Genomic DNA, 22478 nt, shown 5'->3' with positions numbered 1-22478 from the left:
AAAGTCATCTTGGTCCGAAAGATGGCCAGTGTGCACTTAATCTTCAAATTCAAGCAAAGCGGTTGCTCGTGTAAGCAACAAGCTTATGTAGTGCTTATGTAACAGAACTGGCTACTTAGCGGCCCTATCCCCCTCCAATGGCTCAAAATCGGCCTTTCTTATGTATCGCTTATGTAACAGCCGCGTTGGGAATAGCCTATATTTGCGGGTGACTTCCCCTTTGCCCCGTGACGGATACTGACCTGATTGCTTTACTGGACCGCTTGCTGGCGCTACCGGCCGAAACTGAACTGCTGGAGTTTAAAACGGCCGGCACCAGCTTTGGTATCGATGTTCTGGGCCGGTACTTCAGCGCCCTCAGCAACGAAGCCAACCTACACCGGCAGGACCAAGCGTGGCTGGTGTTCGGCGTCAACGATAAGCGGCAGGTAGTGGGCACGCAGTACCGGCCCAGCCGCCCCGGCCTCGACAGCCTCAAGGGCGAAGTAGCGGCCAAAACCAGCAACAACCTTTCATTTATCGACATCCACGAAGTGCTGTATGCAGGGCAGCGGCTGGTCCTGTTTGAGATTCCGCCGGCCCTGCAAGGCGTGCCCACCGCTTGGCAGGGGCACTACTACGGCCGCAACGGGGAGAGCCTGACGGCCCTAAGCCTGGAGAAGCTGGAGCGCATCCGGGCGCAGGCCGCCGCCACGCGTTTTGAGCGCGAGATTGCCCTGAAAGGGCAGTCCGCCGCGCGGGTGCTGGAGCTACTCGACTACTCCGCTTTCTTCCGCCTCTTCAAGCTGCCGCTGCCCACGACCCAGACCAGACTGCTGGAAAAGCTGGCGCAGCGCGACATGGTTCAGTCGCGAGCGGCGGCCTACGACATCACCAACCTCGGGGCCCTGCTCTTCGCGCAGAACCTGGGCGACTTTGAGCGCCTGGGCCGCAAGGCTATTCGCCTCATTTTCTACCAGGGGCGCAGTAAGGTGCGTACCCTGCGGGAAGTGCCGGCCCCACGGGGCTATGCGCTCGAATTTGAGGGCCTGGTGCGGACCATTGGCAACATGCTGCCGGGCAATGTCGAAACCAAATTCATTCTGCGCGAGCAATCGGCCCCCTCCTACCCACCCCTGGTCTTAAGCGAACTCATTGCCAACGCCCTGATTCACCAGGATTTTCTGGCCCAGGGCGTTTCGCCGCAGATAGACGTGTTCGAAAACCGCATCGAAATCACCAATCCGGGGCAACCTTTAATTGACGAGCGCCGCTTCATCGACCACGCCCCGCGCAGCCGCAATGAGCTGCTGGCCGGGGCCATGCGCCAACTGGACATGTGCGAGGAGCGTGGCAGCGGCATCGACAAAGTGGTGCAGGAGTGTGAGGAGCACCACTTGCCCGCGCCCCGCTTCGAGGCCTCCGAGCAGTTTACCCGCGTGGTGCTGTTCAGCGCGCGTTCTTTCGGCGAGATGGACCGGCAGGATAAAGTCCGGGCCTGCTACCAGCACGCCTGCCTCAAGCAGGTATCGGGCGAAAGCATGACCAACCAGTCCCTGCGCGAACGGCTGGGCATTGCCGAATCCAACTACCCCGCCGCATCCCGCATCATCACGGATACGATGACGGCCGGGCTACTCAAGCCACTCGACCCGACTAGCAAATCCAGGAAGCATGCGCGCTACTTGCCATACTGGGCATAAGCCAATTACCATACTCCAATAAGGGTCAGCTTGAAAAGTCTGAAAAAAGCGCCTCTACGCGCTAGAATCGCCCCACGTAAAACCATCCAATAAGGGCCATCAATGAGTAAAGACTTCTGGGTAGCTGCCCACCTTACCGAGGCGGTGGGCGAACTGGCCAGCAGCTTACGGTTGCGCAGGGCTCAGGCTGTCCTGTGTACTGAGTGGGCCATCACCGGGCCCCGCACCGTTCAGCTACTGACCGACTACCTACCCCGCCGTGCGTTCAAGTACCTGTTCTCGTCGTAGCGCAGCCCGGCCAGGGCAAAGCGCTGCTGCTCGGCCTGCCAGTTGCTGGCCTCGTCGTTGGGATGGTTGAGTAAAAACGGGCAGTGAAGAGTTTTACCCTCCACTGCCCGTTTTTACTCAACCATCCCAGCTTCATATCTTGACAAGAATCAACTTTTTCGGCTTTTTGCTAGGGTTTACCAAGAAAGCATCTAAATAATTAGGGTTGAACCAGTCATCCCAAGGACGAAGTGCATAAAAAGCCTCGAAAAAGTCCTCTAAAAGCGCTGCATCGTAATGTTTAGAGCCCACCCACCCTTTATGACGAAATTGTTCGTTGGGGCGCTGATCAATGGGTACAGTTACGGGCTTATTGCCAATTATTTTCCATACACCATAATCCAACTGTTCTCTAGTGCTAGCAACTAGCGATATGAGTTGATTAGGTTGGCAACAAGCAGCCATATCTATGGCTTCCATCGACAGAAAAATCTCGTCGTATAGGGCCACACGCACTTGGTTGACCATCATCAGGTCAAGCACTTGGCCGATGGCAAAACGGCCATCGCATAGCGGAACGGCAAAGACGTCGCCATCGGTCCACTTGATTTTTCTCTTGGGCATAATTGGGTAGTAGTTAATTGCCACTAGTGGCTTTCTTGTAGCGTTCATCCGACATCTGGTGCCGTTTGTTTTCGAGTTCACCGTTGGGATTGGATTTTGTTTTAGGGCCGCCTTCTGCCCGGATGTGCTTTTCTTCTGCCACGTCTAAGTCTTTGCCTGAAGCGGCTCTCTCTAATGTTTCGTAGTCGTGGCGCACGCCCTTTGCTTTGTCATGCTCTTTTTGGCGTTTAGTAAATCTTTCATCACTCTTTGCTTGGCCAACGTACTTCTCACCTGTTTGCGGATTAGTCCGTTTATAGATAACACCAGTATTAGCATTTGAGGCATTAGAAGATGCACTATGCGTAGATTGGTAAAGAGCATTAAAGAAAACGGATTGTGGGTTGCTAACCCTGAACCCAGGGCTTAATGCTGGCAGGTGGTCCGCCAGTACAGTTGCCCCGTACCCAATAGCCACAACCCCAACCGCTACTGCCGCAACGGTCAAGACAACTGGTGACGCCACAACGGCCGCGCCCACTGCTATTGCCTCACCTGCTATTTCGGCGGCTGCAATTAAGACCGGAACAGCTACAGCTGCGGCCCCGCCCCCACCATCCGGCCACCGCCCGTTGGCGTCAGCGTACCTAATTGCGTTATCGTACCCAAACGAGTAGGGCGTCCAGCTCTCCTGCCCGTTCTCCACCTCGGGGTCTACCACCGACCAGGTGAAGATTTGCGGGTTGAAAAAGCGCCAGTCCTGGTGGTTCCAGTTCAGGCCCAGGTCGGCCTGGAACTCCTGGCCGTTGAAGCGGTAGTTGTTCAGCCCCCGAATCCCCGGCGACGGCGCCACCAGCCCCGCCAGCTCCAGCCCGGCCGGGTCGTACTCCGTCTCCTGCACCTGCAACCCCTGGCCCAGCACCACTTGCACGTCGTCGAAGTACACGTCCGCGTTGCTCTCGTTGCCCACGTAGGCCGTCACGTACCCGTCCTGCCCGGCCACCACCTGCACCGTTAAGGGCTCGTATCCCCCGTTGGCGGCCGCGCTCAACTGCTGGGTGCGCACCTGGCTGCTCACCAAATTACTGTCGGCGTCGAAGACGAGCAGGCGCACGTAGCCCTGCGGCACGCCCGAAGTGCGGGCCAGTGCCGCCAGCGGCGCGCTCACCCCCAGGCTGAGCAAGGGCAACGCCCCGCGCCGCCGCCCGTCCGCCCCCGGGGCCCCGGCCGGCTGTTGCTGTAGCAAGCCCGCCACGAAGCCGGCCAGCGAGAACGAAAAGCTGCTGCTTGGCACCGCCTGCGGGTAGTAGCCCGGGGCCGTCACCGTCACGGTGTCGCCCTTCTGTACGGCCAACTGCGTGAGGGGCCCCAAGGGCTGGGGCGCGCTGCCGCCCGCGTTGAGCCGGGCCACGTAGCTGCCCGTGCGGGCTTGGCCGCCCACGGGCTGGGCCACGGGCGGGCTCACAGAAAGCGAGTCGAACTGGTGCACTTCCCGTTGCCGGGTGGCCTCGTCCGGCTCCAACGTGGCCGTAAAGGTCTGCCGGTGGCCCAGCCGGTAAGCCAGGCGCAGGTTGCCCAAATGGTCTTTCAGGGTGTACTCGCGCTCGTAGCGCACTTGCCCACTCAGGGCGTTGACGAAGCGCAGCACCCGCCCCTCGGCGTGGGGAAAGAAGCGCAGGCTGTCGCCCTCGTACTGGTAGGGCCCCAGGTAGTCCGTGCGCACCGTTGGTTTCCCGCTCTGGTACACGAGCTTGGCCACCTTCTGCCCCGCGGCCGTGTAGCGGAACACCACACTGTCAGCGCCCGTCCCAAAATGAATTTGCCGCGGCAAGCTCAGGTGGTTGTAGAGGATGCCGCTGATGCCCTTGTTGGCGTCGCTGCTCAGGCTGCCGTTCGGGTCGTAGGCGTACTCCTGGGCCTGGCGCACGCCGGCTTCCTGGAAGTCCCCCGCCAGCGAGGCCGGGGCCCCGTGGTAGCCCGTGGGCCGCGCCAGCTGGTTGCTGCCCACCCCGTCGTTGACCGCTTGCAGCCGGTTACCGGCGTAGGCGTAGTTCAGGTCGTCCACCGGCCCGAATTGCTTGGCCGCCGTGTGCGTAGCATTCTGTAGCAGCCCGCGCCGTTGCAAGGCCAGGATGTTGCCGTTTTCGTCGTAGCGCACCCCGGCCAGGGCAAAGCGCTGCTGCTCCGCGTTCCAGTTGCCGGCCCCGTCCTGGGCCACGTAGTCGCCGTACAGGAGCCGGTTGGCCCCGTCGTAGCCGTAGCCGTAGGCCCGCGCTACGCCGTCGTGCTTGTTGCGCCACTTCTGGCCCGAAATATTCCCGTTGTAGAGCTGGGACTGGAACCCGCAGTCGTAGCTCAGCGTCATCCCCCATAAGTCCTTACTAGCCGCCGCCGGCGTGGTGCCGCTCACCAGGTCCTCGTTGAGGCCCGTGAGCCAGCCGCGGATGTTGTAGGCGTAGTCCACGGCCTGCGCCAGCCCCGTGCCCGGGGCCAGCTGCTTTTGCAGCACCTGCCCGAGTTCGTTGTAGGCCAGGCTGGCCACCGTCGCCGGCTGGGCTTCGCCCGGCAGTTGCTGGGCGGTCGTCAGCAGCCGCCCCGCGTGGTCGTACGTGTGCGTCTCGGCCACCCCGATGGCCTCGTGCCGCGGGTCCGTGTGCACGGCGTAGCTCTTGAGCACCTGCCCCACAAAATCCACCTGGCTCGTCACCACGTCCTGCCCGCCCTTGCGGGCGTTGGTGGCCACCACCTGCACGGGCCGCGCCTTGTCGTCGTAAAACGTGGTCGTCGTCAGCCACGCCGCCTGCGTGGCGTCGCCGTCCGCCACGCCCAGCACCCGCGTTTGGGTGCGCGTGGCCAGCCCCGTCACCCGCCCGTCCGCTGCCGGTGCTTGGCCGGCTGGAAACTGCCCCGCGTACTGGTTGTCAAACGCCAGGTCCGGCGCGCCGTCCCGGTTGAAGTCGTAGCCGTCGTAGTACGTGGCCGTGAGCACCCGCCCCGCCCCGAAGCCGTCCTGCCCCAGGCGCGGGTAGGCCCCCGTCACCGAATAGTACTGCGTGGCTTCAGCCGGCGTGGGCTGCTCGAACTGCGCCACCGCCGGGGCCTGCCCGGCCGCGGCCGTGCCCAGCTGGTCGGCTTGCTGCTGCAAGGCGTCGGCCGTCGCAGTGCGCGTCACCAGGCCCGTGAGCACCGCCCGGCCCAGCGCGTCGTATTTCACCCAACTCCATTCGTTGCGCGCCCGCTGCGCCGGGTCCTGGCTGAGCACCGGCCGGTCCAGCTGGTCGAACACCGTCAGCACCTCCCCGGCCTGGCCCGGCACCTGCTTGGCCAGCGGCCGGCCGCGCCCGTCGTAGCGGTAGTAGAACAGCAGCGAGTCCACCGCCGCGCTCACCTGCTGGCCGTTGCCCGCCAGCAATTTGGTGGCCTTGGGCGGCAGCACGGCCCGCAGCCGCTGGAAGTCGTCGTACACGTAGCCCGTCGTCAGCCACTGGCCCGCGCCCAGCCCCACTTGCTTGGCCACCACCTGCCCTTGCTTGTCGGCAAAGGTCCGGGTGGGGTTTTGCTGCTCGTCCGTGGTCTCGGTCACCCACAGCTCCCCGGCCGGGTAGTCGCCCTGGTAGGCCAGCGCGTGCGCGGCGGCCGCGTCCGTACTGTACGCCGCCGCGAAGCGGGCCACGGCGTCGGCGGCCGTGTTGGGCCGCTCGGTGCGGTGGGCGGCGTGGTCGCCGTCCACCGCCCACGGCGCGCCCGGGGCCCCCTGCGCCAATACCCGATTCAGGGGCGAGGCCTCGAACTGCGTCTCCCCGTAGGCCTGCCCCGTGCGCGCCACCCCCTCGGTGAGCAGGCCCGGGCCCTGCGGCTGCTGGGGCGTGTAGAAGTCGAACTGCTCGCGCAGCGCGTTGGGCCGGTAGGCCCCCACCTGGTGGCTCGTGTCGGCGAAGGCGTAGGGCAGGTACTGGCGGGGCTGGCGGCCCAGCGCGTCGTAGGCCACGGCCTGCACCAGGTCGTGTTTCTGCGGCGAGGCCTGCCACTGCACCGTCTGCACCGGCCGCCCCAGCCCGTCGAGGTAGGTCGTGGTGGCCGCCGCCTGGTCCACCGTCCAGGCCGGGTCGGGGGCCGCCGTGCCCGGCTGGGGCAGCAGCTCCACGTCGTCGAAGTACAAGCTCGTGCCGCCCGGCCCGCGCGAGAACACGCCCACTTCGCAGCGGCCGCCGGTGACGGCGATGCCGGCCACCTCCACCGGCTGCCAGCGCCCGTCCGCCCCGCCCGGGGTGGCCGCAATCGGCGTCTGCCGCGGTGGGCCGCCGTAGTCCCGCGCCTGCAGGTAGGCCGCGTCCTGGCCGCCGGCCGTTTTCACCCAGGCCCGCAGCCGGTAGGTGCCGGCGGGCAGGCCCGTCACCACCTGGTAGGTGTAGGCCTGGTAGGGCTGGCTTTGGTAATGGGTGGCGTGGTAATCGCCCGTGCGCCCGTCGGGGTACGTTTCGCGGTAGGCCGCGTCGGTCGGGGAGCCGGCCCCGTAGGCGGTCTGCCAGCCCGCCAGGGCGTTGCCCTCGCCGGTTTCGAAGCTGGCGTTGGCCAGCGCGTTGGGCTGGGCCACCAGGGCCACGTCGTCGAAGTAGAGGGCCGCGCCGCCCGGCCCGCGCGAGAAAACGCCGACGCGGCACTGGCCGTTGGTGACGGCGATGTTGGGCACTTCGACCCGCACCCAGTCCCCGCCCACCCCGCCGGGCGTAGCCGTTATAGCCGCTTGCACGAGCGGCCCGCCGTAGCCCTGGGCCTGCAGGAAGGCCGCATCCTGCCCGCCCACGGTCTGCACCCAGGCGCGGAGCGTGTACAGCCCGTTGGCCAGGCCCGTGACCACCTGGTAGGTGTCGGCTTCGTAGGCCTGGTTCTGGTAGTGCGTGGCGTGGAAGTCCCCGGTGTGCGCGTCGGGGAAATCGTCGCGGTAGGCCGCGTCCGTGGGCGAGCCCGCCCCGTAGGCCGTCTGCCAGCCCACCAGCGCGTTGCTGCCCGCGCCCGCCGCCTCGAAGCCGCCGTTGGCCACCGGGGTGGGGGCCGCCGCCGGGGCCGGGGCCGCCGGGTCGAAGGCCGTGAGGCGGTTGCCCCCCAGCGGCTCCTCGAACGTGCCGTCGGGCCGCTGCCAGCGCACCGAAAGGTGCCCGCCGCCGCCGGCCTGCTTGTGCAGGGCTTCGATATAGTAGCGCTGGCCCGCCTCCAGGCGGATGGGGTCCGACTGCTGCGCGGGGAACTTGTCCCACTCGCGCGGGGCGGTGTAGCCCGGGGCCGCGGCCACCAGCGCCTTGTGGGCCGGGTCTTCGTCGGGGCTCAGCCAGAGCTGGCCCGTGTCGTCGGCCGCCACCCAGAAGGTGTAGTCGCCCGCCTGCGGGGCCGTCACGTAGCCGCGGAAGCGCGCCCCGTAGTCGTAGCTGTCGGCCGGGGCGGCCTCGAACGCGCTGAGCACCGCCGTGCGCGTGGGCGGCGCGTTCACCGGCACGTCGACCACCCCGGTGCCGGCCACGCCGTCCCACTGCTCGCGCAGCAGCGTGCCGGCCGGGGCCGGGGGCGGGGTGGCGTCCGGGGCCGTGAGCGGCACGCGCGGCGCCCAGGTGCGCACGTAGTTGACCAGGTCTTGCGCGCCGGCCCGGTCCGCCGGGGCGGCGGGCGGCGCCGGCACCGGGCAGGCGGCCGTTAGCGGCGGGTTGGTCAGCGCCGGGGCGCGGTCCACCTGCACGTAGAGTAGCTTGGAGGTCAGCGTCAGGTTCGTGACAAAGTCGTTGGTGCCCGTCACGCGGTAGGCCCCCGCGTCGGCGGCGCTGGGCGCGACCAGGGTCAAGGCGTCGGCTTGGGCCCCGGGCACGTCCTGCCAGGCCCCGCCCACCAGGCGCTGCCACTGGTAGTGCGTGCGCGCCCCGCCCAGCGGGCGGCGCAGCGTCAGCGCCTGCCCCGGCACGAAGCGCACCGTGTCCGCCCCGGCCGGCGGGCGCTGGGCCCGGTAATCCAGCGCCGCGAACACGTGCGCGCCCGGGCCGGTGAAGTAGGGCTCCAGGGCCCCGAAGTCCAGGTAATTTTTCTGCACGCTCAGCCGCAGCTGGCCCGGGTTGCGCACGGCGGCGGCGGCGGGCAGGCCGGTCAGCCCGTTGAGTACCCCGTAGCCCGCCGGGGGCTTGGTGACGTTGTAGCCGAGCGTGAGGTACGTCAAGGCCGGCAGGTTCAGCAGTTCGGCCGGCACCGGCCCGGTGAAGCCGTTGGTGTCGAACGTCAGCTCGGCGAGGTGGACGAGCTGCCCCAGCTCGGGGGGGACGGCCCCGCCCAGCGGGGCGGTGTCCAGCTCCAGCACGCGCAGGTTCGTCAGCTGGCCCCATTCCTTGGGCACGCCGCCGGTGAAGCGGTTGCCCCGGTCCTGGGGCCCGCCGCCGGGGGGAATGCTGACGTCGGTGCCCAGGTACAGGACCTGGAGCTGGGCCAGGCGGCCCAGCTCGGGCGGCAGGGCCCCCGAGAAGCGGTTGGTGTAGAGCGAGAGGTAGGTCAGGTTGACTAGGTTGCCCAACTCCGCCGGCAGGGGCCCGCTGAGCCCGGTGAAGTGAAAAATCAGGCGCTGCAGCCGGGTGAGCTGGCCAATCTCGCGGGGCATGGTACCGGTCAGGCCGATGCAGGTCGAAAACTGCAGCTGGGTGAGGCCGGCCAGCTGCCCGAGGGCGGCGGGCAGCGTGCCCTGCAAGTTGTTGTTGTCGCTGTAAAACCCCACCACGTCCCCGCCGCCGACGGTGACGCCCCACCAGCTGGCCGCGTCCGCCAGGGTGGTGCCCTGGAGCCAGTTGTCGCGGTGGGTCCAGCCGTCGCCGCCCGTGGCGGCGTAGAGCTGGCGCAGCACGCGCAGCTCCGTCGAGTCGGCCACCAGGCCCTGCCCCGCCGGCACGGCCTGGGCCCGGGCCCCCTCCGCCACGAGGAGCAACAGCAAAGCCAGTAGCAGCGCGCCGTAAAACCGCGCGTGAGCAACAATAGACGTCCAGCGCATAGCAGGGGCGTTAAGAAAAGAAAACCCGAAAAGAAAAAGGAAAAGGCCCGGCGCTACTGGCCGGCGTAGTGGTACTGCTGCTGCGAGAGGAGGTGTCCCTGCTCATCGCGCACGCGGATAAGCCGGCTCAGGCCGTCGTATTCGTAGGTAAGAATGCGGCCTGTTGGGTCCGTCTGGCTGGTCATACCCCCCAAGGGGTCGTGGGTATAACTGGTGAGCTGCGCGCCCACCGGGTACAGCCGCAACTCATCCAGCAGTGGGGTCGCGCCCCCCTGGGGGGAATCCAACGTAACTGCTCCCAGGCCAGCCAAGCGAAAACGGGCCCGGTACTGGTGCCAATTGCCCGGAGCCGAAGCAATCAACTGGGGGGGAGCGAAGCCGCTGCCTTGGCTCAAATAGATTACCAGGCCCGCCCCAGCGGGGTTGTTGCTGGGCCCATCGAAGGCCAGCGGGGCTTCTCCCTGCAACCAACAGGTGAGCTCGTAGTCCCCCGCAGGCAAGCTGTTCCGGCTCACCCCGCCCGCGCCGTTGAGCCGGTACGCCCAGCGGCCCGTGCGGCCACCGGGCACCCGGTGGCCGGCAGCAGTCGAGTCGTAGCGCCAACGCCCCGTCGCGTCCGGCTCAAAGCTCGTGGCCGCGATTTGGTTGAAGGAGGCGTTTTGGGAAGCCGCTATTAGTTTCTCGTGTCCGTACCCCCACAGGAAGCTGGTGGCCCGATCACCCTGGCGGGTGATCTGCAAGGGGTTGTCGCTCGGGCCGTAGCTGTCATACGTTTGCAGAACCTGGTAACGGGCGTCCGCCTGCCACCCCCCAGCCGTACTCGCCGGTGCAGCGTAACTAGCGACCGGACCCGCAAGGGCGAGGCGGTGGACCTGGTGTTCGACGCTTCGGCTACTGCCCAGCAGGCGGTAGGTATGGAGCTGTGATTGCAGCAAAAGCGAATCCGCCGCACCCGGGTGCTTTACCCATTGCGTTTCCTCGACGACGGGCGTGAGCTGGTGCGTTTGCTGCAGCCGCAGCAACCCCAGGCTGGGCTGGTCCGTGCCGTTGATTGCGTAATCCAAGGGGTAGCGCAGGCAGTGGATGTACTGCTCCCCGGTGGCCGGGTCGCGGGTGGTCGTCTGGGTCACCAAGCCGTGGCCGGGGTTGCCATAAAAATAGGTTTGCTGCTGCGTGTACTGCTGCGTGGTGTCAGCCGGCGCGTATTTAATAGTGGTGCTACGCTTTAAATATTGCCACTGGTCATGAAGATAATAGAAGCCGCTAGCGTACACCGGGTAGAGCTTCTTGAGCCGTGCATCGAAGGTGACGTGGGGGTCAACGCTTCGAACGGCCCGGACGGCAAACGCTTTGAGGCGGTTGGCGGCGCGCCCGTCCGCGGTGTATTGATTGGTCGTCTTTTGTAATAAGTGGCCGGCCGCGTCAAATGTGCGCTGCTGCGTCAGCAGCCCCCGCTGATAGTCGTTGCTGCCCACCGATCCCTGCGGCAGCACACCGGACCCGTAGTCCGGAAAGTCGTGCGCGGTTGTGTACGTATAGACGGTGGCGCCGTTGGCAACCCCCGCTTTTGATTGCGTAACCGTGACCTGTTGGTAACCAAGGTGCGAGCCCTGGGTGCTGCCCAGGCCGGAGTGGGGAGCCGAGGCTAGGCCGAGGTACGTGTAGGGAGTGACGGTAAACGTTAACTCTCCCGTGGACTGCGCCGTAACGACGCTGTACCCAAAGTCATAGATGGGCTTGGTGACCAGCACCCCGCTCGAAGCGGCGCTGCTGTCCGTCCCCGTGGTGTACCCGTACTCCGTCACCAAGCTGTCCCCCGCGGTGCCGGCGATGTCCACCAGGCGTTTTAAGCGCGCCCCCCCAACTACGACCCGTGCGACGGTGGGCACAATTTCGGTCAGCACGGCCGTAACCGAGCCGCTAAACGGCCCGCTTTCCGGCACAATGTTTCCCAGGGCATACATGGTGTACTGCCCCGGATACAAAGTTGTCGTGAGGCTAGAGTAACAAGTGGCAATTGGCGATGGTGCCGTACCCGCTCTGGAAGGCTGCGGTGCCGTCGTGCACTCCATTAAGGGGACGTTGCCGCTCACGCCGATAATAAGGTTGCCTTCGCCCTGGACGGTGGTAACCGATGCCCCCAACGTGAACTGCACCTGTGCCGTGCGGGGCACCGAAAAAGTATATTCCTTCGCCACCATTCCTTCCACCAGGTCGGCTTGGGTAAGGCGCAGGCTTTCGCGGCGGGTGGTGGTGGCAAAGCCCGCCGCCGCGATGTCGTGCGCTTCGTAGTAGAGCCGAGTGCGCCCCCCGGTGGGGTAGCGCACTTCCCGCAGCAGGCCCGCCAACGCACTAGGGAAGTCTGGGTCCCGGTTCCCACCATCGGGGTAAGCAACAACTCCACCACTGGTCAAGGAGGTAGCGGGCAACAACGTGTTAACGTTGTTTAGGTTGGCAAAGCCCCAGTGGTCCTGGGCAAAGCTGTTGCGGGCTGGAATGCCCCGGTGTTCATAATAGTGAAAATCGTAGCCCGGCGAGTGGACATCGCCGCCGCTTTCCCCGATGTGCGTTAGCTTGAGGCGCAAAAGCTCCTCTTGGTACGCCTGGCCAGCGATGGGTTGCGTGTCCGCAAGCGAACTGTTGGTATAAAAGTAGTCGTGCGCAAAGTCGTACCGCTTGACAACGGTTCCCTGCCCGTCGCGCACTTCAATGTAGTCCAGCGCGGCCCCGTTGGGCAAGTCTCTCCGCGCCGTGGCCGCGCCGAATTGGATCACCCCGTTGCGCCACTCAATCCGCTGCAGCCGCTGCTGGGTGGTTTGCTCCGAAGAAAAACTACTGCTCTTGCTCAGCCGCGGCGTGTTCGGGCTCACCAAGTTGGCAATAAAGTCCGTTTCGTTCAAAGGCCCGGTGTGGGCGATAACTTCCGGGGCGTAAAAAAAACGCACGGTGTCCTGCTTGTTCGCGCTAATGATCGTGTTTAGGTGAAAGGAAGAGGCGTAGTGCTGGGCCGGCGGCTGGTCGCCATCCCCGTCCGTCTGGGCGAACGTGTCGTCTCGGCTGGCGGCCGTCGAACCCAGCAAGTAGGTGGTTCCTTCTTTGTCCACGACCACGTACCCGTGGTCGTAGGTGATGGCCAGCCCGCGCTCGGTGACGGCGAACGCGTGGGTGGAGTCCGAAAATACCAGGGAACCCGCGGAATTGCCGATGCTGTAAAAGTAGGCGTCCGGCTGCGTATCGAGTACTCCGTCGTTCATCAACCGGAGCGAATCGTCGCTAAAGTTGGCCTTAGAGGCGTCAATGGCCGCCTTTAGGCGCCAATACCCACGGCCCGAACGGTCGTCCAACCCCTTGATCGTGCGCGTAATCACGCCGCCCGCGCTCAGGGCCCAGCCAAGGCCGACCCAGGACGCAACGTCGTTCACTTTAACGGCCGCGTGGTACGAGAGGGTGATTGGCACTTGCAGGCTTCCCTGTCGGATGGTATACAGGGGAATGTCCTCCTTGGGCAGCCCCGTGTAATTGTTGACGGGGATGGCGCCGAAACGGCCTAGGCTCGCGGCATTGGGCGCGGGGGGATGAGTCACCTGCCGGATGGGCGCGGTGTTGGGTTCAAATTCTTGCCCAAAACACACTTGCCACGGGGCGAGGGTCAAGCAACCGGCGGTGCTGAAAAATACCAGGCGCAACAAAGGGCGCAACAAAGAGCGCATCGGTAGTCGCTTAGTCATTACCAAGGAGGACTGGACAAGCGAAAGGAATGGAGCGGGGCCGCTGGCACCCCGCTCTGCGCAAGCCCTGGGGCGGAACGCAGGGGGCTGTTGGCCGCGCTCCGAACGGGTCCACCCCGTTGCCATGGGCCGCATGGGAAGGAACCGCAACGTCGGGCCAGAAGAGTTGAGTTGGGCCGGGGCGGCCAAGTGACTGCTCAGCGACCGCCGCTGGGCGCAAAAAAGTAGAGAACATGCCAAAAGATTCCGTCAAGTATCCAGCCCATAAACCGGACTGCGCGGGCAGCGCTCACAGTTTTTTGGGCCCCACAAAGGGACTGCTCGATCAAGTTTTTTTAAAGGACACTTTACGCATGTTTGTGACATGTATCCTATTGATTAATAATGAATAACAACTTATTTGTGATCAAATAAAAATGGGTAAAATGATGCTGCAAATGCCGTCTTCTAAGGAGAACATAGCTTTTCCTCTTTATAATAAAAACTCCCGCGACACCAAGCCACCCATTCGTGACATTGGACAGGCCCCAAGGATGGGAAGGTTTTTTGCCGCCGGGACCGGTGGGATCCCACCAGCCCCGTGCGGCGGACGCTGTTTGCCATGCCCGCGCTTACGGCCAAGGCTGCCTTATGCGCCACTAGCTGGTCATGGGCCCCGCCGTCAGGCCACTGGTAGGGGACCGTGACGCAGCTGGGGCAGGGCTCACCGAAAAGGGCCCGGAACGGGAAATACGATGAGGCGGCCGCGTCGTAAGCTTTGTGAAGCGAAGGCCAACCCAGCTTTGTGGCGGCCGCGTTGCGGCTAGAAAAGTCCCCTGGCTGCACTTTCGTTTGCAGGGAATCAATTCAAAAAGCAATAATTACAAAAATTTGACTATCAAAATTTTAATACTCCAATAAAGGCCCGCTTAACTGCTCTCTAAACGATATCAGATGGACCTGATAATCTCCGAAACCGGGTCATACCCCTCCTCTGTATAGGCCAGAATATCGCCCGAAACAGCTCCTAAGCGCGTAATTATCCGCTGCAATACGCTTTCCTCATCTAACTCTTCGGGGAAATCCCGCTCGGCCATCTGCACGCCTCGGGTGGAACCGTCGGGCATGGTCAAGTCAATGAGGTAAACCCTAAAATAGTCGTACTCATCCAGCGAGTCAGCTAGCTCGGGCTTTTTTCCCTTCTGCATGGCTTTATAGAGCTTCCACTTTGCTTGCCAGTACGGGTCCCGAACTAGCTTCTCCTCGAAGAGAATGCTCATTCCAAAGTTCTGCATCATGTGGCCAAACACCTGCTGAGGGCCAAATGCATAGAAGCGTCCCCCGAGGGGCGTGTTTTCATAGGCCTCCTGACCAGCCAACCCCTTTTCAGCGAGGAGCATGAGTTGGGGAAGGCTCAACTCATCGTAGGGTACAGCGCTGAGTCGCTCGTAGGAGAGTACGTTCTCGGTCTGATACAGCATCATAGAGAATTTATCTTCCAGCTTTGTTACGTAGGGCTGGCCGTCCTCCTGCATAAGGTCGTGGACCGCTACCTGCAACAGGCCAGCGATACGAACGAGGGTAGCTACCGGCATTTCCGTAGTACCCGATTCCAGCTTACTGTAGGTAGAGCGGGCCATGCACAACTGCTCAGCCATGTGCTCGTGGGTAATATTCTGCTGCTTCCGCAACTGCTTGATGGTGGTGTGAAGGCTCATAATGGGGATTTTGAGCAAAGCACGTCGTCATGCCGCGCACCACCGAAAGTGTGCTATTATTTCACACTCCTGCAAGTCTGCACCCAGGCAGGTGCTATTCAGCACCTACCCTTACAGCAATTGGGGCCTGCATTTTACAATTGCAAAACATCCTCTTCAAAATAGCAGCAATGCCTAACCTACAGCTTTGGCCCTCGACGCTTCGGCTCGGGGGCTTTTTGCTGCGTCGGCTCCGGGGTCGGCGCAATTTTTCCCTTTGGTCCTCCATCCGGCAGGGGGGGTGTCACGATGAGCTGCTGGTCCTGGCCAGCATACAATAGCGCGGCCTGGTAGATGGCACGGGTGAATCGGTCAAGCTGGGCCTGGCCATTCCCTACCTTGGCGGGGGCCTGCGCGGCAGCCTCGACCTGCCGGTGGAGCGCGGGGGCTAGCTGCTCAATGGCTCCCGGCTTGGGCGTGATGTGCCGCTGAAGGTTCATAAAAAGGGCGTTGTGCATCGGGTCGCCCTCTTTGGTCTGGCGCAGCTCATTCAGCCGAATGTTCACGGCCTGACTGCTCGCCTTCAGTTCGCGCAGCGCCTCAATGCGGGCCACTGCCGGCGTGGGCTCCACCAAGGGCCGCGCCTGGCTCGGGTGCCGGGCAAGCTCCGCCTCTCTTCCGGCACGCGGCTGCACGAGGCGGGCTAGCAGGCCCTCCAATCGACCCATGTTGTTGCGCGGGTTGCTGGATTCCGCAATCAAGGCGGTATCGCGGGCCGGGTTGAACTCGCGGAACTCGGGGGTAAGGTCCAACTTATAGCCCGCCTGCTTGCCCAACTCAAAAAACATCGCCTGCACGGTGCGGCCGTTGCCCTCTCGGAAAGCGTGAATGTGGTTGAAGTGGTCCAGGTAGTACGCGGCCCGCTTCACGAATTGGTCTTGGCCCAATCCCTTCAGATTGTTTTCCTGGCTCAGCTGCGCCGATACGGCCGCCAGGTCGGGGCTAATTTGCCGGTAGTGCGCGTAGCTCATCAGGTAGCCCTCGCGGTCGCCCTTCTTCTGACCCTGAAAATTGCGGTCGGCGCGGGTTTCACCAGCCCACGGGTACACATCCTGAAATAAGTAGCTGTGTATGTGCCGAGCGTACTGCTCGTTGAATACGGCCGGGGTGGGCGGGGCGGGCACGGCGGGGGCCGGCACGTTGCTCCTGGGAAAGCGCAGTTCGGTGAACCGACCAATCGAAAGGTCGTGCTCCCGGCGGTCAAGGTGGCTCTGGCTGGTGGCCCCGACGGTGTTGTAAAGCAGTCCGTCGGTGGGGTTAGTGAAGTCTAGCGGCTGCTCAGGGCTATTCATCGGTAAGAAAAAGCCCGGCCGGGGCCGGGCTGGGTAGTTCATCTAAGCCTTCTTCCATTCGTCGTGCAGGGCGGCTGGTGGGGATGTCAGCCAGCTAGGCTAGCCAATCCAAGGTTGGTCCATGTCTAGCGGCTCGTACTGCTGCGGGGCGGCTTCTACCAGTATTGGATAGTAGCGGTCGGGCTGGCCAGCCTGGTACCGGGGGTCGGTGGTAGGCTGCTGAGGATAGAGCTGGGTAAGCTCGGCCCGAATGAAAGCCAGGTCGATTTCGCCGGCAATGTAGCGTTGGTATAAGGCGGCCAGTTCGGGCGACGCGCCGCCACCCTGGCTCATAGCCACGCCCACGGCCCACTTCACACCCTCGCGCCGCTGCTGCGGGGTGCGTTCGTCTTCGGAGAATTGGGGAATATAGCGCATGGGGATAGGAATTAAAATTAGGGGTTTCTGCGGTGCCTAGGCGTCGGGATAGGGCCCGGTTTTACGACGGAGATAACAGAAGGCAATTTAGCTCCCGAAGCCAAAACGATGTTGTTTCTCTTCCCCTGTCTATTGGCCTCGGCTAGTGCTCTTATCTCGGCACCTCACACCCAGCGCTGCGGCAGCGTGCTCCGTTGCAGTTCCTTGACCATCGCAATAAGGACGTTGACTATTTTACACTTATCTAGTCATTCCGTACCGGCGTGTGGCCGTGGCTGTCTTCAAACGCTTCGAGGGCGTTGCCCAGCGCTTCCATTTCCGCTAGATTATTGGAGTTGTTGCTGTCGAGGGCTTCCAAACAGCTCCTACCCGCTTAGTAGGCTGCCTCGTTCTGAATAGTCATCGTAAAGAGGTCTTTTCGCTTCTACCAATTGCAAAGCACCTACCCCCTTGTTAAGCAGTTAGTTCTAACACCTCTTCGGCTGGAATGCCCAGCTTCTGGTACATGCGGCGCAGAAAGTCGCCGTTGGCCGGCCGCCGCCCGCGCAGCACCTCGCTCAGGCGCGACTCGCCCACCTCCAGCAGCTGCGCGAGCTGCTTCTGTTTCAGGTGGCGCTTGAACATTTCGACTTGGAGCCGGCCCGCGACGGTGGTGGGGGGGCCGGGGTTGTGGCCGTTGGCCTCTTCAAAGGCGTAGATGGCATCGCGCAGCACCAACAGGCGGTCGCGGTGGGCCTCTTCGTCGGTGGCCAGCGTCCGGAATTCCTTCACGGCGGCTTTGTGCTCGGCTTCGGTGGTCAGGGTCACGGGCTTGGGGATTAGAACAAAAGGGAAGAAATACGACCTCAGAGGTCTTGCAACTGCTTTTTGCTGAGCTTACTGTAATCGGCGTGCGTCATAATACGCCGGATATCGACGGTCCGTAGCGAAAAGAGCACCTGGGCGACGAGTCGGTAATGGTTGCCTTTGATATCGAAGACGTAACGGCCCTGGCCGATGTAATCCGCCGTGGCGAAGTCCGCCAGCAGGTCGTTGTGACTCGACCAGGTGCAAAGCTGCACCTGAGCAAACCAGACCTTCAGCGCCTCCCGCGCCTGCGCGTTCTTGCGGCCGTAGCTGGTGATAATCTTCTCCTCAATGACAATCATCGCCATGCCCCAAACATACGCAATGCAGAATAAAATTCCGTATTGCGTAGAAAGTACCCAACTTGCGCCCAATAGGGTCCACTAGACAAAGACAATGGTCGGCAAAGGCCGCCTGTCGAGCAGGGAACAGACCTGCTCAATGGTCAGTGCTCCTTTAACATACTGCACCAACAAGCGCCGCTCGTAGAAGTCGGCAGCAATGGCGGTGCCTTTGGTGACGTTTAGGCACGCGCACACGACCCGTCGCCGTTCGGCTTCGCTGTCTATCATCCCGCAAAGGTCCAAGGCCCACACGAACGTAGCAAGCTGAACAAAAGACTTTGTCTTTGTTAAAAACACGTAGTTCCGCTGTAAAAACACGTAGGTCAGCCGCCCTGTATGCTCGTCGTCCCACCACAACCTTCCCCACCTACTTCCCTGGCCAGTCAGCCGCCCACTGATTGTACGCCGTTGGAACATGCCGTAAACGTAGAACTGGCCTATTATCGCCAACTCGACCTGCTGGCCGTAACGGCCGCCGATGAAACGGCCTGGCAGCAAAGCTTAGCGGTATACGACCTGTTGCACCCGCTGGCCAGCGAGCGGCCCAGGCCGCGCCCGTCGTTTACGCGGTTCGTGCTTGAACGCCACGGCTACTCCCTGCACCGCTACATGGCCCATCACCTAAACCCGCGGGCCTGGGCCTATTGGTTTGGGCAACGCGGCATCCTTACGCCGTTTTAATACCCAATGCCTCGTCTAGTGGATTGCCTCGCTGGCCTAGCAAAACAGAATTTTAGGGGCAGTGGGGAAGTACAATCTTTTCCTTTGGTTTTTGGGTTTTGTCCCTTAAAATAATCCACGTTCTACACCCGCTCTTGGAATCAGTGCGGGTTTGGGCTTCCTTCCTGGACGTGGCCGGCGTGGTACTTTATTGGGTTAAGCCGCTGGATAATTAGCTTTTTTATTTATCGCTTTCGCTCCTGCAACGTTCTGTATCGTACTGGCATCATCTTGTTAGCTATCAGGCCTTTTTGTGGCCAGTAGGTCTTCTTTCCCACCTGGTGCCTATTATGAAAGCTATTCCGCTACTCGCCCTGGCCACCGTGAGCCTGCTTACTGTAAGCAGCAGTTGCCACAAAAAGGAGGATGTTTCCCCCGCGTCCGATTTAACGAGCGGGCGGCTGGTCAAATTGGAAACCACCCTTGACGGGACGGGACAAAACCCGCGCCCGCGCTGGCGCATTGACGTAACTCCGCTGTCTCTTGCGGGCTACCAGGGCACCCTTTACCAGCAGGTGAAAACGTTCTCGCTGCCCGCCACCGCCGATTATCAGGTGGGCCAGACCATCACGTTTCATTATCAGCTCGTGCCCTACGCCCAGCAAACGCCGTGGAAAACCCAATATGAATGGCTCGCTGTCCCGGCAATGCCGCCTGGGGCTACGGCGTTGCCAGAAATTACGCTTACCGACACGTCTAAGTAATTAGCTTACAAGGTACTACGCGAATTTATACGGATATTTTGCAATTGCAAAAGGGAAGTTATATCCCCACTCTTGAAATAAGGGTAGATTTTGGTGGTCTGCTACTGCCACCCCAAAACATCATTTTTTCGCGCTGACCAATTATTTAACACGTTATGTCGCAAACATACGTCCTACTATGTCGTATGTTTGCGACATATTAGAGCTCCCCCTTCCTCGTGCATGTCACCTCCTGCTGCTTCCCTCCCAAACCCCGTGCTGCACGTCATTCTAGCGCGGGTTCTTCGCTCGGAATGCCTCGCCCTGGAGGGACTGCGCTTACAAGCGCAGGTGCATAATGGCCTGCTGGGCGGTGACGTGGAAGAACTGGTTCAAGCTGCTGAGAAACGTGCCTACCAACGAGCTGAGGCCCTATTAGGGCAATTACTGGCGACTCCTGTCCCTTCAACCTCTCCCGATGACCTACGCTAAGACCGCCGCCTTTACCACCGACCAGCAGCAGCTCGCCCGCATCGCCAAAGCCTTGGCCCATCCGGCGCGGGTGGCCATCATTCAGCTGCTGGCCAGCAAGACCACCTGCATCTCGGGCGACATCGCCGCCGAACTGCCCCTCTCGCGCACCACCGTCACGCAGCACCTTCAGGAGCTGAAGGCCCTGGACCTGATTCGCGGCGAAATCGACGGGGTAACCGTCTGCTACTGCCTCAATACCCAATTGCTGCACCAGGTACACCAGCAGTTCACGGCCTTTTTCATCGAGGCCACCGCGACGGGGCCGGTCTGCGGGCCGGACGACGCCTGCCCTTGCTAATCCTAACTACCTCATTAAAAGCATTTTCTTATGAAAATTTCTGAAATAAAGCAGGCCCTGACCGAACTGGAAGCCGTCAATTTCCGCCTGCCCACGGGCGAGTACCTGCCCGCGCACTTCCACGTCACGGAAGTCGGCCTCGTCAGCAAGCACTTCATCGACTGCGGCGGCGTCGAGCGCAAGGAAACCGTGGCCAACTTCCAGCTCTGGGAAGCCGGCGACTACGACCACCGGCTGGCACCCCTAAAATTCCTGCACATCCTGGATTTGTCGCAACGCATCCTGGGCGCTGAAGACCTGGCTATCGAGGTGGAATACCAGCAGGCCACCATCGGCAAGTTTGGCCTGGTCCGCGAGGGCAACGACTTCGTGCTGACGCCCAAACAGACCGCTTGCCTGGCCCAAGACGCCTGTGGCATCCCCGACGCCGCCTTTGCCCTGCCCCAGCTGCAAACGGCGTGCTGCACGCCGGGCGGCGGGTGCTGCTAAGGCCTCCCACGGCGCAGCCCCGCCGGTTGCGCCGTTTTGCTTGCCATCCCCCATTTTCCCTTCCTTCCGATGACGATTGCCTTCTTTTCTGACGTGCACGGCAACCTGCCGGCCCTGCACGCCGTGCTGGCCGACCTGGACCAGCGCCGGCCGGACATGGTCTTTTGCCTGGGCGACCTGGTGGGCTACGCCCCCTGGCCCAACGAGGTGGTGAATGAGGTGCGGCGGCGGGGCATCCCCACGCTGGCCGGCAACTACGACCAGGGCATTGGCCTGGCCAGCTCCGATTGCGGCTGTGCCTACCAAACGGACGTGGACAAGGGCCTGGGCGCGCAAAGCATCGCCTACACGAATTCCATCGTGGGCGACGACGAGCGGCGGTACCTGCGCCTGCTGCCCAAGCACATGCGCCTGGATTTTCAGGACGAGCCCTGCACGCTCAGCCTGCTCATGGTTCACGGCTCGCCGCGCCGCATCAACCAGTACTTGTTCGAGGACTTTCCGGAAGGCAGCTTTTCGCGCCTGCTGGAAGGAGCTGGGGCCGATATCCTGCTGTTTGGCCATACCCACAAGCCCTATCACCGGTCCATTCCCTACCAGGTGGAGGGGGAAACCCGCTACCGGCACGCGCTCAACATCGGCTCGGTGGGCAAGCCCAAGGACGGCGACGCCCGCGCCGCCTACCTGCTGCTGCACCTCGACCAAAACACCTCGCTCACCGACGCCGGCAGCGTGCGCGCCGAGTTCATTCGGGTGGCCTACGACGTGGAGCAAGCCGCGCTGGCGGTCGAAGCCTCGCCGCTGCCCAGCGAGTACGCCGACATGCTGCGCAAGGCCTACTAACCGGCTCGCGCTGCCCCATGAAAGTCCTCTCGTTGCTCGTGCTCGTGCTCGCGGGGGCGGCCCTGACCACGCAATCCTTGGTAAACAGCCAGTTGCGCGGGGCCCTGCACGGCGTGACGTGGGCCGTGCTCATCTCCTACCTGGTGGGGAGCCTGGCGGCGGCGGGCGTGCTGGTGGCGGGCCAGGCGCCCGTGCCCAGCATGGCCACCTTCGGCGCGTTGAAGTGGTACCAGTGGACCGGGGGCGCGCTGGGCATGGTCTACCTGGCGGCCATCACCTTTTCGCTGCAACGGGTCAGCGCGGCCAGCCTGTTTGCTCTGGTCGTGACCGGGCAGCTGCTCACGGCCCTCTGCTACGACCAATTGGGCCTCCTGGGCCTGTTCCGCACCAGCTTCTCGCTGACGAAGCTACTAGGCGTCGTTCTACTGGCGGCCGGAGCCTACTTACTCAATCGCAAATGATTAGCTACCCCTCACGCCGCCATTTGCCATGAAAATAGCTCCTCTAACCCCCGCCCACTGGCCCGCCGTGCGGGCCATTTACGAGGCCGGCATGGCGACCGGCAACGCCACCTTTGAAACGCAGGCCCCCACGTGGGAAGCCTGGGACAAGGGGCACCTGGCGCATAGCCGCCTGGTGGCCCTGGCCGCCAACGGGACCGTGCGGGGCTGGGCGGCCCTCTCGCCCGTCTCGGGCCGCTGCGTGTACGGCGGCGTGGCCGAAATCAGCATCTACATCGCGGCGGAAGCCCGTGGGCAAGGCGTGGGCCGGCAGCTGCTCCAGGCGCTGATTCAAGAATCCGAAGCGCAGGGCATCTGGACGCTGCAAGCCGGCACCTTTGAGGAAAACGTGGCCAGCATTGGCCTGCACACCCAAGCGGGGTTCCGCGTCATCGGGCACCGCGAACGAATTGGCCAGCACCACGGCGTGTGGCGCAACACGGTGCAAATGGAGCGGCGTAGCCCGACCGTGGGCGTCGCTTAA

18 protein-coding genes are annotated in these 22478 nt (G+C 62.9%); 9 read left to right on the top strand and 9 right to left on the bottom strand.

Annotated features, from left to right (window positions below):
- The first annotated feature begins 227 nt into the window (after positions 1-227).
- Both AXW84_RS00345 and AXW84_RS00340 read left to right on the top strand, forming a co-directional pair.
- Positions 228-1682 (top strand): ATP-binding protein, encoded by a 1455-nt coding sequence (locus AXW84_RS00345; protein ID WP_068227208.1) that lies wholly within the window; start codon positions 228-230, stop codon positions 1680-1682.
- A 102-nt stretch (positions 1683-1784) separates the two neighbouring features.
- The gene (locus tag AXW84_RS00340; RefSeq protein ID WP_068227205.1) at positions 1785-1970 is read left to right on the top strand and encodes a hypothetical protein; all 186 of its coding nucleotides are present in this window, start codon (positions 1785-1787) and stop codon (positions 1968-1970) included.
- Between the two features lie 132 nt (positions 1971-2102).
- Here AXW84_RS00340 and AXW84_RS00335 read toward each other — a convergent pair whose 3' ends face one another.
- The 9 genes from AXW84_RS00335 to AXW84_RS24225 form a co-directional block, all read right to left on the bottom strand.
- On the bottom strand, positions 2103-2573 hold the full coding sequence (locus tag AXW84_RS00335; RefSeq protein WP_068227204.1) for an Imm26 family immunity protein: 471 nt from the start codon (positions 2571-2573) through the stop codon (positions 2103-2105).
- A 13-nt stretch (positions 2574-2586) separates the two neighbouring features.
- Positions 2587-9564 (bottom strand): DUF6443 domain-containing protein, encoded by a 6978-nt coding sequence (locus tag AXW84_RS00330; protein WP_068227201.1) that lies wholly within the window; start codon positions 9562-9564, stop codon positions 2587-2589.
- Between the two features lie 53 nt (positions 9565-9617).
- A complete protein-coding gene (locus tag AXW84_RS24230) occupies positions 9618-12818 on the bottom strand; it encodes an RHS repeat domain-containing protein (protein WP_236943108.1) in 3201 nt (1066 codons plus the stop codon).
- Positions 12819-14221: 1403 nt separating this feature from the next.
- Positions 14222-14989 carry a helix-turn-helix domain-containing protein gene (locus AXW84_RS00320; protein ID WP_157886713.1) on the bottom strand — a complete coding sequence of 256 codons (768 nt, stop codon included), beginning with the start codon at positions 14987-14989 and terminating at the stop codon, positions 14222-14224.
- Between the two features lie 179 nt (positions 14990-15168).
- A complete protein-coding gene (locus AXW84_RS00315; protein WP_068227195.1) occupies positions 15169-16320 on the bottom strand; it encodes a Fic/DOC family protein in 1152 nt (383 codons plus the stop codon).
- Between the two features lie 99 nt (positions 16321-16419).
- Positions 16420-16737, bottom strand: coding sequence for a hypothetical protein (locus AXW84_RS00310; RefSeq protein ID WP_068227193.1), 318 nt, complete (start codon positions 16735-16737; stop codon positions 16420-16422).
- Positions 16738-17190: 453 nt separating this feature from the next.
- On the bottom strand, positions 17191-17544 hold the full coding sequence (locus AXW84_RS00305; RefSeq protein ID WP_068227191.1) for a helix-turn-helix domain-containing protein: 354 nt from the start codon (positions 17542-17544) through the stop codon (positions 17191-17193).
- 38 nt (positions 17545-17582) lie between these two features.
- Entirely contained in the window at positions 17583-17891 is a 309-nt protein-coding gene (locus AXW84_RS00300) for a type II toxin-antitoxin system HigB family toxin (RefSeq protein WP_068227189.1), read from the bottom strand.
- A 75-nt stretch (positions 17892-17966) separates the two neighbouring features.
- Positions 17967-18155 carry a hypothetical protein gene (locus AXW84_RS24225; RefSeq protein ID WP_157886712.1) on the bottom strand — a complete coding sequence of 63 codons (189 nt, stop codon included), beginning with the start codon at positions 18153-18155 and terminating at the stop codon, positions 17967-17969.
- Between the two features lie 180 nt (positions 18156-18335).
- Here AXW84_RS24225 and AXW84_RS00290 point away from each other — a divergent pair, with 180 nt between their 5' ends.
- The 7 genes from AXW84_RS00290 to AXW84_RS00260 all read left to right on the top strand — a co-directional run bounded on the left by AXW84_RS00290 (position 18336) and on the right by AXW84_RS00260 (position 22478).
- On the top strand, positions 18336-18608 hold the full coding sequence (locus AXW84_RS00290) for a hypothetical protein (protein WP_068227186.1): 273 nt from the start codon (positions 18336-18338) through the stop codon (positions 18606-18608).
- 329 nt (positions 18609-18937) lie between these two features.
- Positions 18938-19351, top strand: coding sequence for a hypothetical protein (locus AXW84_RS00285; RefSeq protein ID WP_068227184.1), 414 nt, complete (start codon positions 18938-18940; stop codon positions 19349-19351).
- Positions 19352-19808: 457 nt separating this feature from the next.
- Positions 19809-20162: an ArsR/SmtB family transcription factor gene (locus AXW84_RS00280; RefSeq protein ID WP_068227181.1), complete on the top strand. Its 354-nt coding sequence runs from the start codon at positions 19809-19811 to the stop codon at positions 20160-20162.
- A 30-nt stretch (positions 20163-20192) separates the two neighbouring features.
- A complete protein-coding gene (locus AXW84_RS00275; protein ID WP_068227179.1) occupies positions 20193-20651 on the top strand; it encodes a DUF6428 family protein in 459 nt (152 codons plus the stop codon).
- Positions 20652-20720: 69 nt separating this feature from the next.
- The gene (locus tag AXW84_RS00270) at positions 20721-21494 is read left to right on the top strand and encodes a metallophosphoesterase family protein (RefSeq protein WP_068227177.1); all 774 of its coding nucleotides are present in this window, start codon (positions 20721-20723) and stop codon (positions 21492-21494) included.
- A gap of 17 nt (positions 21495-21511) precedes the next feature.
- Positions 21512-21955 (top strand): DMT family transporter, encoded by a 444-nt coding sequence (locus AXW84_RS00265; protein WP_068227175.1) that lies wholly within the window; start codon positions 21512-21514, stop codon positions 21953-21955.
- Between the two features lie 28 nt (positions 21956-21983).
- Entirely contained in the window at positions 21984-22478 is a 495-nt protein-coding gene (locus AXW84_RS00260) for a GNAT family N-acetyltransferase (RefSeq protein WP_068227173.1), read from the top strand.

Origin of the sequence: Hymenobacter sp. PAMC 26628 (assembly GCF_001562275.1) — a bacterium.
Taxonomy (GTDB): domain Bacteria; phylum Bacteroidota; class Bacteroidia; order Cytophagales; family Hymenobacteraceae; genus Hymenobacter.
Note: the sequence above shows the minus strand (reverse complement) of the source record. Positions and strands in the feature narration are given on the sequence as shown.

Coding starts and splice junctions, on each gene's coding strand:
- AXW84_RS00330 (WP_068227201.1), bottom strand. CDS start 9,564: ATGCGCTGGACGTCTATTGTTGCTCACGCGCGGTTTTACGGCGCGCTG.
- AXW84_RS00310 (WP_068227193.1), bottom strand. CDS start 16,737: ATGCGCTATATTCCCCAATTCTCCGAAGACGAACGCACCCCGCAGCAG.
- AXW84_RS00300 (WP_068227189.1), bottom strand. CDS start 17,891: ATGGCGATGATTGTCATTGAGGAGAAGATTATCACCAGCTACGGCCGC.
- AXW84_RS00335 (WP_068227204.1), bottom strand. CDS start 2,573: ATGCCCAAGAGAAAAATCAAGTGGACCGATGGCGACGTCTTTGCCGTT.
- AXW84_RS00320 (WP_157886713.1), bottom strand. CDS start 14,989: ATGAGCCTTCACACCACCATCAAGCAGTTGCGGAAGCAGCAGAATATT.
- AXW84_RS00315 (WP_068227195.1), bottom strand. CDS start 16,320: ATGAATAGCCCTGAGCAGCCGCTAGACTTCACTAACCCCACCGACGGA.
- AXW84_RS00260 (WP_068227173.1), top strand. CDS start 21,984: ATGAAAATAGCTCCTCTAACCCCCGCCCACTGGCCCGCCGTGCGGGCC.
- AXW84_RS00275 (WP_068227179.1), top strand. CDS start 20,193: ATGAAAATTTCTGAAATAAAGCAGGCCCTGACCGAACTGGAAGCCGTC.
- AXW84_RS00265 (WP_068227175.1), top strand. CDS start 21,512: ATGAAAGTCCTCTCGTTGCTCGTGCTCGTGCTCGCGGGGGCGGCCCTG.
- AXW84_RS00285 (WP_068227184.1), top strand. CDS start 18,938: ATGAAAGCTATTCCGCTACTCGCCCTGGCCACCGTGAGCCTGCTTACT.
- AXW84_RS24225 (WP_157886712.1), bottom strand. CDS start 18,155: ATGATAGACAGCGAAGCCGAACGGCGACGGGTCGTGTGCGCGTGCCTA.
- AXW84_RS00340 (WP_068227205.1), top strand. CDS start 1,785: ATGAGTAAAGACTTCTGGGTAGCTGCCCACCTTACCGAGGCGGTGGGC.
- AXW84_RS24230 (WP_236943108.1), bottom strand. CDS start 12,818: ATGAACGACGGAGTACTCGATACGCAGCCGGACGCCTACTTTTACAGC.
- AXW84_RS00280 (WP_068227181.1), top strand. CDS start 19,809: ATGACCTACGCTAAGACCGCCGCCTTTACCACCGACCAGCAGCAGCTC.
- AXW84_RS00270 (WP_068227177.1), top strand. CDS start 20,721: ATGACGATTGCCTTCTTTTCTGACGTGCACGGCAACCTGCCGGCCCTG.